The following is a 15,277-nucleotide window of genomic DNA, read 5'->3' as shown; positions in this document are numbered from 1 at the left end:
CGAGCTAAGTTCGACGGGTGGACCTCACCGCACCCCGCCCGGCCGATCCTGGTCTCCTCGACCGGTTCGGGCGTCAGGCCGTCGATCTCCGGGTCTCGCTGACCGACCGGTGCAACCTCCGCTGCACCTACTGCATGCCCGCGGAAGGCCTCCCCTGGCTGCCGAACGGGGACGTGCTCACCGACGACGAGGTGATCCGGCTGGTCCGGATCGCGGTCGAGCGGCTGGGCGTGACCGAGGTGCGGTTCACCGGCGGTGAGCCGCTGATCCGGCCCGGCCTGACGAAGATCATCACCGAGGTCGCGACGCTTGAGCGGCGGCCGAGGATGAGCCTGACCACGAACGGCATCGGCCTGGAGCGGACCGCCACCGCGCTCCTCGACGCCGGCCTGAACCGGGTGAACGTCTCGCTTGACACGCTCGACGACGAGCGGTTCGCCACGCTGACCCGGCGCCGCCGCCTGCCGGACGTGCTGGCCGGCCTGCGCGCCGCGGCCGATGCCGGCCTGACGCCCGTGAAGATCAATACGGTGCTGATGCGCGGCGTCAACGACGACGAGGCGCCGGCGCTGCTCGCGTTCGCGCTGGAGCACGGCTACGAGCTGCGGTTCATCGAGCAGATGCCGCTTGACGCCCAGCACGGCTGGGACCGGGCGACGATGGTCACCGCCGACGAGATCCTCCGCGACCTGCGCGGTGCGTTCACGCTGCTGCCCGACCCGGTGGCCCGCGGCGGCGCGCCCGCGGAGACCTGGCTTGTCGACGGCCACGACGCGCTCGACGGCGGACCCGCGCGGGTCGGCGTGATCGGCTCCGTGACGCGCCCGTTCTGCGGCGACTGCGATCGGACCCGGCTGACCGCGGACGGGCAGGTCCGGGCGTGCCTGTTCGCCACCGAGGAGTCGGACCTGCGGGCCGCACTGCGCGGCGGCGTCTCCGACGAGGAGCTGGCCCAGCGCTGGCGTGTCGCGATGTGGGGCAAACGCGCCGGTCACGGCATCGATGATCCGTCGTTCCTGCAGCCGGTCCGCCCGATGTCCGCGATCGGCGGCTGACCCCTTGAAGATCACCGTTCGGTACTTCGCGGCCGCCCGCGTCGCCGCCGGCACCGGCGAGGAGACGCTCGACTCCTCCTCGGCGACGCTTGATGCCCTGCTCACCGAGCTGACCACGCACCACGGCGACCGGCTGGCCTCGGTCTTCGCCCGCGCGAGCTACCTGGTCGACGGCGCGGCCTGGCGCGACCGGACCGCCCCCCTCCCAGCCGACCCGACGGTAGACGTGCTCCCGCCGTTCGCCGGCGGCTAGGAAGCCTTCTCCCGGGAAGCCTTCTCCCGAGAAGCCAGCTGCCCGGGAAGCCGGCGGCCGGCAAGCCAGCGGCCCGGGAAGCCAGCGGCCCGGGAAGCCAGCGGCCCGGGAAGCCAGCGGCCCGGGAAGCCAGCGGCCGGCAGCCAAGAAACCAGCGGCCAGGAAAACAGCGGCCGGAGGCCGAATCGACCGGCGACCGGCGGAAGTCGGCGCGAGGGCGGAGACTGGCAGGCGTGAACACGCCCATGCGGATCTTTCTAGTGGAGTTGACGCAACATTGCGGGCGTGGCGCCGCGCGGCCGGTCAGCGCGGCGTGGCAGGATGCGGCGTGCCCCCGTTGAGCGCGACACCCTTCGACGGCGCTACGGTCGCGCCCACTTTCGTGGCGGACCTGCACATTCACTCCAAGTACTCGCGCGCTTGCAGCCGCGATCTGACCATGCAGAATCTGGCGTGGTGGTCCCGCCGCAAAGGCGTCTCACTGCTCGGCACTGGTGATTTCACCCACCCGGCCTGGTTCGAGCATCTCCGCGAGACGCTCAAGCCCGCGGAGCCCGGCCTCTATCGACTCGCCCCGGACGTCGAGGCGGACATCGCGAAGCGCCTGCCGCCGCGGCTGTCAAGCGTGGCCGAGGCGAGCCCGATGCGCTACATGCTGTCGGTGGAGATCTCGACGATCTACAAGCGCGGCGACCGTACCCGCAAGGTCCATCATTTGATCTATATGCCGGACCTGGACGCGGCCGCACGCTTCAACACCGCGCTCGGCCGGATCGGCAATCTCGGCTCGGACGGGCGGCCGATCCTGGGCCTGGACTCGCGCGATCTGCTTGAGATCGTGCTTGAGTCGAGCCCGGACGGCTTCCTGGTCCCGGCGCACATCTGGACGCCGTGGTTCTCCGCGCTGGGGTCCAAGTCCGGCTTCGACGCGATCGCTGACTGCTACGCCGATCTCGCACCGCACATCTTCGCTGTGGAGACCGGGCTCTCCTCCGACCCGGAGATGAACGGGCGGGTCAGCAGCCTGGACGCGTACCAGCTGATCTCGAACTCGGACGCGCACTCGCCGCCGGCGCTGGCCCGCGAGGCGACGGTGCTCTCCTCCGCGCTCGACTACTTCTCGGTGCGCGAGGCGCTGCGCACCGGCGACGGGCTGGACGGGACGATCGAGTTCTTCCCGGAGGAGGGCAAGTACCACTCCGACGGTCACCGCAACTGCGGCATCAACTGGGAGCCCGCCCGGTCGCGCGCGGTCGGCGGCATATGCCCGGAGTGCGGCAAGGGCCTGACGATCGGCGTGCTGAGCCGGGTGGAGGACCTGGCCGACCGCGCGCCCGGCGTGGACCGGCCGGGCGCGAAGAAGGTCACCCACCTGGTGCCGCTCGGCGAGATCCTCGGTGAGATCCACGCGGTGGGCGCCCGCTCGAAGACTGTCGAGGGCCGGCTCAACTCGCTGATCGCGGCGCTCGGCTCGGAGCTGGACATCCTGACCACTGTGCCGGTGGCGGACATCACCGCGGCCGGCGGGGAGCTGATCGGCGAGGCGATCTCGCGGCTGCGCCGCGGGCAGGTGCACAGGACTCCGGGGTACGACGGGGAGTACGGCATCATCAAGCTGTTCGAGCCGGGGGAGCTGACGCCCACGGGCGGGGCGGCGCAGGCGGACGCGTTGTTCGATCTGCCGGTGCCGCAGCAGCGGGTGCCCGCGAAGGCGCCGGCGAAGACCCCGGTCAAGGCACCGGTCAAGGCACCGGCGAAGGCCAAGAAGAAGGCGGCGGTTGTGGCTTCTGCGTCGTCGTCCTCGACCTCCTCCGACGACGCGACGTCGCCGCTGCTGATCGAGGCGTCCGGACACTCGGCCGGAGACCTGCCGCGTCCCAAACCGGCGCGCGGCGTGGCCACGGTACGGCCGAACCTGCCGCCGGCCCCGTCGCCGCACGAGCCGTTCGAGCCGATGCTCTCCGGCATGGAGGAGGTCGGCACCGGGCTGCTGGACCGGCTGGACGCGATGCAGCGGGTAGCCGCGTCCGCGCCGGCCGGGCCGCTGCTGATCGTGGCCGGTCCGGGCACCGGCAAGACGCGCACGCTCACGCACCGGATCGCATATCTCTGCGCGGAGCTGAACGTGCTTCCGGAGCAGTGCCTGGCGATCACGTTCACCAGGCGTGCGTCCGAGGAGATGCGGGAGCGTCTGGACATGCTGCTCGGCCCGGTCGCCGAGGGCATCACGGTCTCCACGTTCCACTCGCTGGGCCTGGCGATCCTGCGGGAGAACGCGGGCGCGGCCGGGCTGCCGGACGACTTCCGGATCGCGGACGACCTGCAGCGCACCGCCGCACGGGCCGAGGCCGGTGAGGACGACGCCGCGTACGTGAAGCTGCTCCGCGCGGACAGCCTGGTCGACCTGGACGAGCTGGTCACACTGCCGGTGGCGCTGCTGACCGAGTCGAAGGCGCTGGTCGAGGAGTACCGCGCGCGCTGGCGGTGGATCTTCGTCGACGAGTACCAGGACGTCGACGCGGTCCAGTACGACCTGTTGCGCCTGCTCAGCCCGGCGGACGGCAACCTGTGCGCGATCGGCGACCCGGACCAGGCGATCTACTCGTTCCGCGGCGCCGACGTCGGCTACTTCCTGCGCTTCTCCCAGGACTTCACAGATGCCCGCATGGTCCGGCTGACCCGCAACTACCGCTCGTCCGCGCCGATCCTGGCCGCGGCCGTGCAGGCGATCGCCCCGGCCTCACTTGTGCGCGGGCGCCGGCTCGATCCGGCCCGGCTGGACCCGGAGGCGCCGCTTGTCGGGCGACTCGCGGCCGGTTCCGCGGGCGACGAGGCGGAATTCGTGGCGCGGACCGTGGACGAGCTGGTCGGCGGCGTGTCGCACAGGTCGATGGACGCGGGCCGGGCGGACGGGCGCACCTCGAACATCTCGTTCTCGGACATCGCGGTGCTTTACCGTACCGACGCGCAGTCCGGCCCGATCCTTGACGCGCTGGGCCGGGCCGGCATCCCGGTGCAGAAGCGCTCGCACAACCGGCTGCGGGACCGGGCCGGCGTCTCCGCGATCGCGCGTGAGCTGCGGCACGCGGACGGGCTCGGCGGCTCGGTCGCGGCCCGGGTACGGCTGACCGGCCAGGTGCTGGCCGAGCGGTTCGCGACGCCGACGCTCGACGCCGCCGCCACAGTGGAGCCGGCCGACATCTGGTCCGCTGTCGACATCCTGAAGCCGCTGGCACTGCGCTGCGGCGACGACCTGCAGCTGTTCCTTGGAGAGATCGCGCTGGGCGCCGAGGTGGACACGCTCGACCCGCGCGCGGAGGCGGTCACGCTTCTCACGCTGCACGCGGCGAAGGGCCTGGAGTTCCCGGTCGTGTTCCTGGTCGGCTGTGAGGACGGCCTGCTGCCGATGCGCTTCCCCGGCGAGAAGCCGTCGTCGGACGACGTCGACGAGGAGCGGCGGCTGTTCTTCGTCGGCCTCACCCGCGCCCAGGACCGGCTCTACGTAAGCCACGCCGCGCGACGCTACCGCTACGGTGCGGAACGGGAGAGCGTGCCGACGCCGTTCCTGAACGACATCGACACGGGACTGTTCGAGCGCCTCGGCGCGGCCGAGCCCCGCAAGCCGAAAGACCGCCAGCTGCGGCTGATCTGACGCCGGAACCACGCCGGGCGTTGCCACGGGTCACCGCGGCGCCTGACCCATCGGCCGATCTCCGCTGGCCGAACGGCACGGCTGTCGGCTAGGCGACCGCCATTCCGCCGCGGAACGACAAGACTCCGCCCATGACCGTCACCGTTGTCTCCGCGGCCGGCGCCACGCTGACCCGGGTGGGGATCGCGGCGGCGTTCGAGGGCGAGCCCGACCTGACGCTGGCCGGCGCCGCCGCCTCCGGCGCCGAGGCCCTGGCCCTGCTCGGCCTGCACCTGCCCGACGTGGTGCTGCTCGACCTTGACCTGGCCGACGGCAACGGCCTGACCTGGGCCGCCGACCTCCGCCGCCGCCATCCGGCGCTCGGCATAGTGCTCCTCGCGGCGCGCGACGACGACCTGCTGCTGCGCGCGCTTGAGGCCGGCATCTCCGCGTTCCTGCCGCGCACCGAGGAGCTGGGCGCGATCCTGGCCGCGGTCCGTCACGCGGCCGCCGCCCCCGCGTCGTTCACCGCACCGGACCTGGCCGGCGCGCTCAGCCGCAGGCGAAGCTCGGCAACGGTGGTCAGCCCGCGCGAGCGCGAGGTGCTGCACCTGCTCCGGGACGGCCTGACCGTGCCGCAGATAGCCGCGTCACTCGGGCTGAGCGAGTCAACTGTGAAGACCTACCTGGCCCGCATCTACGACAAACTCGGCGTGACCGGCCGGGAACAGGCGGTGACCGCCGCCACCGATCGAGGCCTGCTCACCCAGGTGTAGACGCCGTTGCTCTGCACCCGCGCCGCGCGGAACCGCGGCCCGCGGGAGCGTGCGGGTCGCGACCACCCGGAGAGTGGGAAAGCGGCTTTGTGAATGTGATTGTCGGGGGTGGTCGTCGTCAGTTGGCGAAGGCGTCGATGATGCGGAGGATGCCGGGGCCGAGGATGACTACGAACAGGGCTGGGAACAGGCAGAAGACCAGGGGGAAGAGGATTTTGATCGGGACCTTGCGGGCCCGCTCCTCGGCGCGCTGACGGCGTTTGACGCGCATCTCGCGGGACTGTTCGCGCAGGACGGCCGCGACCGGGATGCCCAGTTCGGTGGCCTGGACGATCGACATCATCGCGTTTCGCAGCTCGGGGATGACTGTGCGGTCGGCGAGCGCGCGCAACGCCTCGCCGCGGCGCTTCCCCATCTGCATCTCCTGGAGCGCCCGGGCTAGTTCCCGGCCGAGCGGGCCCTCGATGCCGGCCGCGACCTGCTGGAGCGCGGCGTCGAAGCCGAGCCCGGCCTCGACACAGAGCGTGAGCATGTCCAGGGTGTCCGGAAGCGTGTCCAGCAGCTGTTCCTGGCGGCGCTGTGCGGCGTTGAGCACCAGCAGGTAGGGGCCGCCGAGCCCGAGCGCGCCACCCGCGGCCGCGCCCAGGAGCAGCGTGCTGACCGGCGAGAGACCTCGGGTCGCGACGAGCAGAAGACCGAGCAGAGCACCCGTGGGTACGCCGAGGACGAGGCCCCACCCCTGTGCTTCGAGGATGCGGGCCGGCGGCCAGGCGGGCGGGTTGCCGGCATGGTCGAGCGTGCGCTGCAACCAGGCGGCGGCCGCGTTCGGCGTCAACCGGCTGGCCAGCAACGTGACCGCGCGGCCGAGCGGGTTGCGGGCGGGCGGCGCGCCGGTGAGTGAGGTGCGGCGGGCCTGGGCGGCGCCGGGCGCGTAGACCGCGTCGATGTCGGCGAGCGCGCGGGCCAGGCCGCGGCGTCCGGCGCCGCCGAACACGACAGCGAGCAGCAGGATGAGCAGGGCCGCGAAGATGACTGTGAGCCCGGCGCCGAGCACGAGGACGTCCACGTCAGACCTCCACCCGGACGACGCGGGTGAGCCAGAAGCCGCCGACCACGACGAGCAGCACGCCGCCGCTCAGCAGCAGGACGCCGCGTGGGTCGGTGAAGAGCGGCGCGACGTAGGCGCGGCGGGTGAGGAACATGAACGCGCCGAGCACGATCGGGAGCGCGAGCAGCACCCAGGCGGAGAGCCTGCCCTCGGCGGAGAGCGCACGGACGTGGCCGCGGAGCAGCTCACGCTCGCGGATCGTGGTGATCGTGTTGCCGAGCACCTCGGCCAGGTTGCCGCCGACCTCGCGCTGCACCCGGATCGCCATCACGGTCCAGGCCAGGTCCTTGTTGCGCATGCGGGCGGCCACCCGGTCCAGCGCCTCTTCGATCTCCATGCCGAGCCGGACCTCCGCGAGCGCGCGGCTGAACTCGCCGGACAGCGGGTCGACGGACTCGCGGACCATGGCGTCGAGCGCCTGCTGGAGCGAGAAACCGGAGCGGAGCGAGCCGATCACCATCTGGACCGCGTCCGGGAGCCCGGCGGCGAAGCGGTCCTCGCGGCGGGTGGCGAGCCGCCTGTGGAACAGCGCGGTGGCGAGCACGCCGAGGAACGCGCCGAGCGGGAAGCCGAGCGGGCCGATCAGCAGCGTGACCACTACCGCGAAGCCGAGCGCGACGCCGGCCCGGACCAGCAGCCATTCGCTTGGCCGCAGCTTGAGGCCGGCCCGGTCGAGTTGACGCCCGAGCCGCTCCTCCCAGCCGCGGGTGCGGACCACCCGCTCGGCCGCGGAGACAGCGACCCTGGCGAACGGGGACGCGGGCTTGGGCGCCGGGGAGCGGTCGGCGCGGACCGCGGACGCGAACAGCTCCACCTGGGCCATCCGGCGGCGGCGCTCCACCATGCCGAACATCGGCGAGAAGATCAGCAGGAAGATCGCCAGCAGCGCCAGGAAGACGAGCACCGCCATCGCGATCCGGAACGCCGGTGTGCCGGTGGCGATCACTGCAGCACGTCCTCCAGTCCGAGGTTGCGCGGCGAGGGGTCGACGCCCTGGTCGGCGAGGGCCTCCAGGAAGTTCGGCCGGATCCCGGTGGGGCGCAGCTCGCCCTGGTAGCGCCCGTACGCGTCGGTGCCGGACTTGAAGTCGAACGTGAAGATGTCCTGCGTCGTGATCACGTCGCCCTCCAGGCCGAGCACCTCGGTGACGTGCGTGATCCGCCGGGTGCCGTCGCGCAACCGGCTGAGGTGCACGATCACGTCCACCGCGGACGCGATCTGCTCCCGGATCGCGCGCACCGGCAGGTCCATGCCGGCCATCAGCACCATCGTCTCCAGGCGGGAGAGCGAGTCGCGTGCCGAGTTCGCGTGCACTGTGGTGAGCGAGCCGTCGTGGCCGGTGTTCATGGCCTGGAGCATGTCGAGCGCTGCGCCGTCGCGGACCTCACCGACCACGATCCGGTCCGGGCGCATGCGAAGCGCGTTGCGGACCAGGTCGCGGATGGTGACCTCGCCGCGGCCCTCGATGTTCGGCGGGCGGTACTCCATCCGCACCACATGGTCCTGGGCCAGCCGCAGCTCGGCCGCGTCCTCGATGGTGATGATCCGCTCGTGCGGCGGCAGCATCTGGGAGAGCACGTTGAGCAGCGTGGTCTTGCCGGTGCCGGTGCCGCCGGTGATCAGCACGTCGAGCCGGCCCTGGATGCAGGCGGACAGCAGCGACGCGACCGAGTGGTTGAGCGTGCCGAACGCGATCAGATCCTCGACGCCGTACGGGTTCACCGCGAACTTCCGGATCGTCATCGCGGCGCCGTCGAGCGTGACCGGCGGGATGACCGCGTTGACCCGGCTGCCGTCCGGGAGGCGGGCGTCGACCATCGGGCTTGACTCGTCGACGCGGCGACCCACCCGGGACACGATCTTGTCGATGACGCGGCGCAGGTGCCACTCGTCAAGGAACGCGGTCTCCACTGACTGGATGCGGCCGAAGCGCTCCACGTAGATCCGGTCCCAGGAGTTGACCATGATCTCGGTGATGTCCGGGTCGCGCAGCAGCGGCTCGATCGGGCCATGACCGACGATCTCGTCGATGACCTGCCGGAACGCGACACCCCTGTCGCCCGCGGTGAGCTGGTCCTCCTTGGCGAGCAGGCCGGGCAGCGCCTCCCGGACCCGGCGCTCCAGCTCCTCCTCGTCCGCGCCGGCCTCGTACATCTGCGGGCCGAGCTGTTCCAGCAGCGCGCCGTGGGCCCGGCGGCGGACCTCGGCGAGCGGGTCGTACGCCCGCCGTGCGTTGCGCCGCCCGAACGCGCCGGTCGCGCCGCTCGATGTCGGCGTGGTGGCGCCGCTGAGCGGAAAGTTCGTGCTCGGCACCGCGGTCACCGGGATCGCGGTGGCCGGGTACGACGAGTCCTCGTTGAGCGCCAGGACCTCGGCCGCGGAGAACCCGCTTCCGGTACGCGGAATCTCGTCGGAACGGCGCCGTTTCTGCTGGTCGGTCACCGCAGATCACCTCTTCCCACGACGGGACAGCATGGACTTCAGGCCCTTCGGGGTGGAGACGCCCGCGCCGATCCGGTGTGTGGCCAGGTCGCGGATCGCCTCGCTGACCGGGTGCGCCGGCGAGTCGAGCACGATCGGCACCCCCCGGTTGATCGAGATGGAGACGTCGCGGCTGGCCGGGATCTGCGCGGTAAGCGGGATCCGCAGCACGCGCTCGATGTCGGCAGGCGTCACGCCCAGCCGGGCGTCGGCCCGATTGAGGATCACCAGCCGGTTCTCCTTGCGGTAGTCGAGCACGTCGAACGTGTCCAGCAGGATCCGCAGGTTCTTGATGGCGGTCACCGCGGGCGTGGCGACCAGCAGGTACTGGTGGGAGGCGTCGAGCGCGGCAAGCACGTGGTCGTTGAAGACCGGCGGGCTGTCCACCACGACGTAGTCGTACATCCCCCGGGTCAGGTAGAGGATCTCGCTGACCAGGTCGCGGCTGATCCGCTCCGCGATCGTCGGCACGACCGGGGCGAGCAGCACGTCCACGCCCGGGCAGTAGTTGGTGACCATGGTGCGCAGGCCGGTCTCGTCGATCCGGTCCGCCACCGGCACCGCGTCCGCGATGGTCCGGTCCGGCGACATCTGCAGCATCAGTGCCACGTCGCCGAGCGTCAGGTCCAGGTCGATCAGGCAGACGCGCTTGTCGCCGCCGGCCGCGAGCGCGACGGCCAGGTTCGCGGCGAGCATGGTCTTCCCGCAGCCGCCCTTGGCCGCGTAGACCGTGATCACCTTGCCGTCGATCGCGTCGGCCCGCTCCGAGGTCTTCGCGTGCAGGCCGCCGTGCATACGCCGGGACAGATCCTGGGAGCGGGCGCAGGCGGCCAGGATGCTCGTCGGGTCGTTGACGTCCGCGACCTCGCGCACGCCGGAACGGATCGCCTCGGCCAGCACGTGCACCTCCAGCTGGTGGCGCAGCAGCACCACGCCGAGCGACGGGCGGGACAGCCGCTGCCGGGCGGCCAGGCTCACCGCCTCGGCGGCCGGCGTGTTCGGGCCCATCAGCACCAGCTGCTCGTCCGGGTCCTCGTTGAGCAGCGTGTAGACCTCGTCCAGGCTGGTCGCGGTGCGCACGTCGCCGCCGACGAGCATCCCGAAGTGCTGGGAGGCCTGACGGGACGGCTCGTACAGGATGGTCATCGCGCGCTCACCCGAACACGTTGTTGTTGTCGACGCCGACGCCGGCCTGCACGTCGGACTCGTCGGTGAGCAGCGCCAGGTAGATCGCGCCCGCGTTCGCCGCCGTGATGATCTTCGCGGCCTCGACGGTGGACGCCGCGACGGTGACGAGCGTGGTCGGCTCGGATTCGGTCGCGCCGTCCTGCGGCGTGATCGTGGTCTCGCCGGTGCCGTACTGACCGACCGCGATCACCTCGATCCGGGGCAGCAGTACCGCGGTGCCGCGCACGCCGTCGCCGCCGATCGTCTTCCGGGAGCCGCCCGAGGTCGCGGTGTAGGAGGCGAACAGCGCCACGTGCGCGCCCGGCCGCACGTAGCCGGCGACCTGCTGCGCCATCGACGCCTCGAAGCTCACCGCCACCTTGTCGCTCGGGATGGCCAGGCCGCTTGATGTCTCCGTCGCGTTCGCGAACATGCTGCTCAGCAACAGCTGACCCGGTTGTAACGTGGACGTGACCAGCTGTTTCTCCAGCTCGGGCGTGATCGCGACGACCGCGCCCTCGGGCAGGCTGGCGGCCGGCATGCGGGTGGTGACCGCCAGCTGCCGGTCCCGGATGACCGCGCCGGTGGTGCCGGTGGAGATCCGCTGCTGGGCGACCAGGACCTCGATCGCGCTGACGTCGTCGACCGCCCGGTCGTCGGCCCGGTTCACGTAGTAGAGCACCGCCGAGGTGCCGAGCACGGCCAGGACGATCGCCAGGAAGACGGCGAGGATGCGACGTGACATGTGGGACAGTCCGTTTCTTATCGTCAGCCGGTGATGCGGATCGAGGACGGGCCGGCCGCGCCGCCGCCTGCCGGGTCCGCGGTGAAGTAGCCGAAGAGGCAGGAGACCGCTTCCGTCGGGCAGTCGGCGTACCGGGGCTGCACGTCCCACCGGTCCTCGGGCTTCGGAGCGGCGGGCTTCACCGCCGGCCAGTCGTCCTTGTGCCAGCCGGTGACGACGAAGGTGCGCACGCTGACGATTGAGGCGCGGTCACCGTCGGCGGGGGAGTAGACCGCGACCGGGACCGGCGTCTTCTCCTCCGCCAGCTCGACCAGGCGCGCGAAGCAGTGCTCCCAGAACATCTCCTCGTTGCCGCCGGCCGTACCGGTCAGGCTGCGGACCGTGCCGATTGTGAACTCCGTGACGCAGCCGGTGTTGAGCACCTCGCCGCCGAAGCCGTCCGTCGCGTCGCCAGGCCGCTCGCCGGGGAGTCGCTTCCAGCCGGGGTCCCGGCAGAAGCCGAAGTACTCCCCGTCCTCGCCGATCTCCCGGAACGGCAGCGCGAGCTCCGCCCTCTCGTCGGCCCGGTGGTCGCCGCCCGAAGGTTCGGGCTGCTCGAGCGCGCGCCGGGCCACACAGTCCGAGACCACTATCGGCAGCGCGTCCTCCACAGTGCTGATCGCCCGCCAGGAGGCGCGGGCGCAGGCGCCGACCGTGACGCCATCCGTGCCGGTCACCGCGCCCGCGAAGACCGGGGGCAGCGCCGTCGAGTCCCCGGGCCGGTCGGTACGCACCCGGACCTCGATGTACTCGCTGTACTCCGACTCGTCGCCGAGGCAGCCGGTCAGGTTCGTCTCGGTGCGCGTGCACTTCCTGATCGGCAGGTGCGCGGTCGGGGCGCCGGGGCGCCTCACCACCTTCCCGCAGATCTCGCTTATCGCGACGGCGGCGTTCTTGACGTTCCACTCGGCGTACCGGCGGCTCTCCACCACCATGTCGTCGCCGTTGCACTCGGGCAGGTGCAGCGCGCACACCTTGGCGACCGCGATTGCGGCCGCGTCGGCGGCGCTCTGCAGCTGGGCCCGCTCCGCGTAGAGCAGGCCGACGTCCACGGTCAGGGCGCCGAAGCCGAAGACCATGCCGCTTGTCATCATCATCGCGACAAGGACGGCGACCGCGCCGCGGTCCCTCCGGCGCGGCCGCCGCCCGGTCAGGCGCGGCATGGCATGACCGCCTCGGCGTCCAGCGGGATGTCACCGGGCCCGGCGGCACCGATCATGATGCCGAGCGGCGTGATGAACTCGAACTCGTAGACGACCTGGTAGGACATGTGGTTCTCGTCGGACAGGCAGTTCCCGTGCGCCTTGTCCCGCCAGCGGCCCTCCGGGTCGATGTCGGCCGCCGGCTCACCGATCACCGTGGTCGCGGCCGCACGGGCGCCGTCCGCGTCGTCAAGGGTGAGTGCGCGGGCACCCTCGCGGGCGGCCTCGGTGACCCGGATCTGCGTGTTCAGCATCCGGCCGAAGTCGATCATGGCGAAGACGACCATCAGCAGCAGCGGCAGGACCAGGGCGGTCTCCACCGCGGCGGCGCCCCGATCGGCGCGCCGGCGCACCTCCCTGACCTGCATGACTGCCTTTCCGTCTCATCAGATCGACGACTTTGCCCGCACGGTCACGGTTATGGCGTCACAACGCAGTCGTGGTCGTCGCCGCCGGCGGTGATGCCCTCACAGGTGTCCCGGAAGAGTCCGGTCAGCACGTCCTCAAGCGCGAAGACAATGACGGCCAGCACGGCGGCGACGCCCGCGATGATCAGGGCGTACTCGACCGCGGTCGCGCCGCGGTCGCTACGGCGGGCGGCGTCCACCCGGTCCGCGGCGAGCATGGTCGCCCGGATGAACAGGTTCAGCATCTCTTCTCCCCTTGGTCCTTCGTGGTCGGGATCTGGCAGCGTCGGTGCTCTGGCAGGGTCGGTGCTCTGGCAGGGTCGGCGCGCTCCGGCGGGGGCGCGCACGGCAGGGCGGTGCAGGGCAGGGCGGTGCAGGTTCGCGCGCCGAGGGAGCTCAGCAGCCGGTATGGCACCGGCCGAGAACCGACTCTGCCCGCCACAGCCACCGTGGCTAGTCGGGCGACCGGGCCGAGGGAAGCGTCGGCGTCGGAGGCGGATGTCGATGGGATGACACCCGCCAGCGACAACCGATGGGCCGTTCGGCCCAGCCCAAACCGAGCTTAAGCCGCATATCCACACACGTAGATCGAAGATATTTCCGTTTTGCGACACGGAACGTCACTCACGACGGTGATGTCAGATAACCGATAGTCGCCCGGCGATTCCGCACCGTTCGGACGATCGACACTCACCGATCGGATAGGCGTCCGGAGCAGTGGATCTTCAGCCGAAGAGTGGTAGACCGTGCCGGGCAACCACTACTGCGGCGAGCGCGCCGGCCAGCAGCGCCGGGCCGAGCGGCAGCTCCGTGCCCCGGCCGGCCTTGCCCGTGACCAGGAGAAACAGCGCCACCGGACCGTTCAGCAGGTGCGGCGCGATCAGGCCGAACACGACGGCCGGCCAGCCGAGCCAGCCGAGCATCAGGCCGAGCACGGCGGAGAGCTTCACGTCTCCGAAGCCCAGGTTCGCGCCCGGGATCAGCGCGATGACCAGGTACACGACGAAGAGGACCACCGCACCCAGCAGCGCGCGCAGCAGCGGGCCGAACGACAGGTCGAGCAGGGAGATCAGCAGCAGCACGCCGCCGCCGAGCACGGCCGCGGCGCCGACAAGCGGGTCCGGCAGCCGCAGCACGGCCAGGTCGATGAACGCGAGCAGCACGCCTATCGCGCCGACCGCCAGGTAGCCGGGGAGCACCGGGTCGGGGCCGAACGCCCAGCCGAGCGCGCCGAGCGTCACGGCGCCGGTCGCGGTGGTCAACCAGGGCCGAGGGCCGAGCCGGCGGCCACAGCCGGGGCAGGCCACGCGTACCCGTACCCACGAAAGGGTGGGGTGTTTGCAGTTCTCGCAGGCCGAACGGGGCGGCTCGCCGTATTCGACGGACAGCCGCCAGGCCACCCGGGGCGTCAGGAGACCGACGATCGCGCCAAGCGCGGTCGTGACCACAACGAGTGAGACGGACACTGCCCGCATGGTAGCCCGCCTGATCACGACACGAGTTGTCGACACTGGCACACTTCCGGGAGGTGGGGGAGGGGCGTGCCCCGGATACGGTGGCTGAGGTCGCCCGCCCACGCAGGCAACTGACGCAGGAGCTCGGTAGGAGGCAGTTCCATGTCGAATTTCGGACCGCCCGGGGGGCCACCCGGACGTGGCCGCGACCCGCACGAGGAGCCTTACACCGAGCCGTCCGACCCCTGGGGCGACTGGGGTCGTGACTCCAACGACAGCGGACCCGACCAACAGCAGGGCTACGACCAGGGTGGGTACCACCAGGGCTACGGCGGCGGCTACGAACAGCAGCAGCCCGCCTACGCCCCGGCCGGCGGCTACGACGTCACCGGCACCGGTTACTCGCAGCGCCCGGCCGATGCCGCGCCCGGCGGGTGGAACCCGGCGCCGGCCCAGCAGCCCCCGCCGGTGCCGCCCGCACGGAAGAGCAGCGCCGGGATGATCGCGCTGGTCGCGGTCCTGGTCGTGCTCGTGCTGGCCGGTGGCGCCGGTGCCGCGTACTTCCTGCTCAACTCGGGCGGCGACAACAAGGGCAACGAGGCGACCGGCGACCCGACCCCCGGGCCCGCCGACTCACCGACCCCGACCCCGGCCGCCTCCGCCACGCCGACCCCCTCCGCGACGGCCGCTGTCAGTGACGCGCGCGACGTCAAGAAGGGCGAGTGCGTGCAGAACACGGGCACCGACGCCAAGCCGGCGTTGAAGGCCGCGGACTGTGACCAGAAGAACGTGTACGAGGTTCTCGACCGCTTCGACGCGCCCGCCGCGGGCGAGGAGGACGCGCAAAAGAAGTGCGCCGATGTCGAGGGATATACAAACTATTACTTCTTCAACAGTCAGCTTGATTCCCTTGACTTCGTCCTTTGCCTGAAGCAGCGGTAGGGTCCCCCAGCAGCGGG

At 71.5% G+C, this 15,277-nt stretch carries 14 protein-coding genes; 5 read left to right on the top strand and 9 right to left on the bottom strand.

Features of this window, described 5'->3' with window-relative positions; genetic code table 11:
• The first annotated feature begins 17 nt into the window (after window positions 1-17).
• The 4 genes from moaA to ACIA8K_RS15475 all read left to right on the top strand — a co-directional run bounded on the left by moaA (window position 18) and on the right by ACIA8K_RS15475 (window position 5,715).
• Window positions 18-1,055: a GTP 3',8-cyclase MoaA gene (gene moaA, locus ACIA8K_RS15490; RefSeq protein ID WP_396059101.1), complete on the top strand. Its 1,038-nt coding sequence runs from the start codon at window positions 18-20 to the stop codon at window positions 1,053-1,055.
• The gene (locus ACIA8K_RS15485; protein WP_396059099.1) at window positions 1,003-1,308 is read left to right on the top strand and encodes a MoaD/ThiS family protein; all 306 of its coding nucleotides are present in this window, start codon (window positions 1,003-1,005) and stop codon (window positions 1,306-1,308) included. The genes moaA and ACIA8K_RS15485 overlap by 53 nt, the downstream gene beginning before the upstream one ends.
• A gap of 328 nt (window positions 1,309-1,636) precedes the next feature.
• Window positions 1,637-4,960: a UvrD-helicase domain-containing protein gene (locus ACIA8K_RS15480; protein ID WP_396059097.1), complete on the top strand. Its 3,324-nt coding sequence runs from the start codon at window positions 1,637-1,639 to the stop codon at window positions 4,958-4,960.
• 131 nt (window positions 4,961-5,091) lie between these two features.
• Window positions 5,092-5,715, top strand: a complete 624-nt coding sequence (locus ACIA8K_RS15475; RefSeq protein WP_396059095.1) for a response regulator transcription factor — start codon at window positions 5,092-5,094, stop codon at window positions 5,713-5,715.
• A gap of 118 nt (window positions 5,716-5,833) precedes the next feature.
• On the opposite strand, the gene ACIA8K_RS15470 is transcribed toward ACIA8K_RS15475, so the two are convergent.
• The 9 genes from ACIA8K_RS15470 to ACIA8K_RS15430 form a co-directional block, all read right to left on the bottom strand.
• On the bottom strand, window positions 5,834-6,781 hold the full coding sequence (locus ACIA8K_RS15470; protein WP_396059093.1) for a type II secretion system F family protein: 948 nt from the start codon (window positions 6,779-6,781) through the stop codon (window positions 5,834-5,836).
• 1 nt (window position 6,782) lies between these two features.
• On the bottom strand, window positions 6,783-7,769 hold the full coding sequence (locus ACIA8K_RS15465) for a type II secretion system F family protein (RefSeq protein ID WP_396059091.1): 987 nt from the start codon (window positions 7,767-7,769) through the stop codon (window positions 6,783-6,785).
• On the bottom strand, window positions 7,766-9,265 hold the full coding sequence (locus ACIA8K_RS15460) for a CpaF family protein (protein WP_396059089.1): 1,500 nt from the start codon (window positions 9,263-9,265) through the stop codon (window positions 7,766-7,768). The genes ACIA8K_RS15465 and ACIA8K_RS15460 overlap by 4 nt, the downstream gene beginning before the upstream one ends.
• 6 nt (window positions 9,266-9,271) lie before the next feature.
• The gene (locus ACIA8K_RS15455; protein ID WP_396059087.1) at window positions 9,272-10,450 is read right to left on the bottom strand and encodes a CpaE family protein; all 1,179 of its coding nucleotides are present in this window, start codon (window positions 10,448-10,450) and stop codon (window positions 9,272-9,274) included.
• Window positions 10,451-10,457: 7 nt separating this feature from the next.
• Window positions 10,458-11,216, bottom strand: coding sequence for a Flp pilus assembly protein CpaB (gene cpaB, locus ACIA8K_RS15450; RefSeq protein WP_396059085.1), 759 nt, complete (start codon window positions 11,214-11,216; stop codon window positions 10,458-10,460).
• A gap of 23 nt (window positions 11,217-11,239) precedes the next feature.
• A complete protein-coding gene (locus ACIA8K_RS15445; RefSeq protein ID WP_396059083.1) occupies window positions 11,240-12,418 on the bottom strand; it encodes a pilus assembly protein TadG-related protein in 1,179 nt (392 codons plus the stop codon).
• Window positions 12,406-12,825 carry a TadE family protein gene (locus ACIA8K_RS15440; RefSeq protein ID WP_396059081.1) on the bottom strand — a complete coding sequence of 140 codons (420 nt, stop codon included), beginning with the start codon at window positions 12,823-12,825 and terminating at the stop codon, window positions 12,406-12,408. Before ACIA8K_RS15440 ends, ACIA8K_RS15445 begins: the two co-directional genes overlap by 13 nt.
• 50 nt (window positions 12,826-12,875) lie before the next feature.
• A complete protein-coding gene (locus ACIA8K_RS15435) occupies window positions 12,876-13,109 on the bottom strand; it encodes a Flp family type IVb pilin (protein ID WP_396059080.1) in 234 nt (77 codons plus the stop codon).
• 480 nt (window positions 13,110-13,589) lie between these two features.
• A complete protein-coding gene (locus tag ACIA8K_RS15430; protein ID WP_396059078.1) occupies window positions 13,590-14,330 on the bottom strand; it encodes a prepilin peptidase in 741 nt (246 codons plus the stop codon).
• A 150-nt stretch (window positions 14,331-14,480) separates the two neighbouring features.
• Here ACIA8K_RS15430 and ACIA8K_RS15425 point away from each other — a divergent pair, with 150 nt between their 5' ends.
• On the top strand, window positions 14,481-15,260 hold the full coding sequence (locus ACIA8K_RS15425) for a hypothetical protein (protein ID WP_396059076.1): 780 nt from the start codon (window positions 14,481-14,483) through the stop codon (window positions 15,258-15,260).
• Window positions 15,261-15,277 lie beyond the last annotated feature (17 nt).

It is taken from the genome of Catenuloplanes sp. NPDC051500, assembly GCF_044454585.1.
GTDB lineage: Bacteria > Actinomycetota > Actinomycetes > Mycobacteriales > Micromonosporaceae > Catenuloplanes.
Note: the sequence above shows the minus strand (reverse complement) of the source record. Positions and strands in the feature narration are given on the sequence as shown.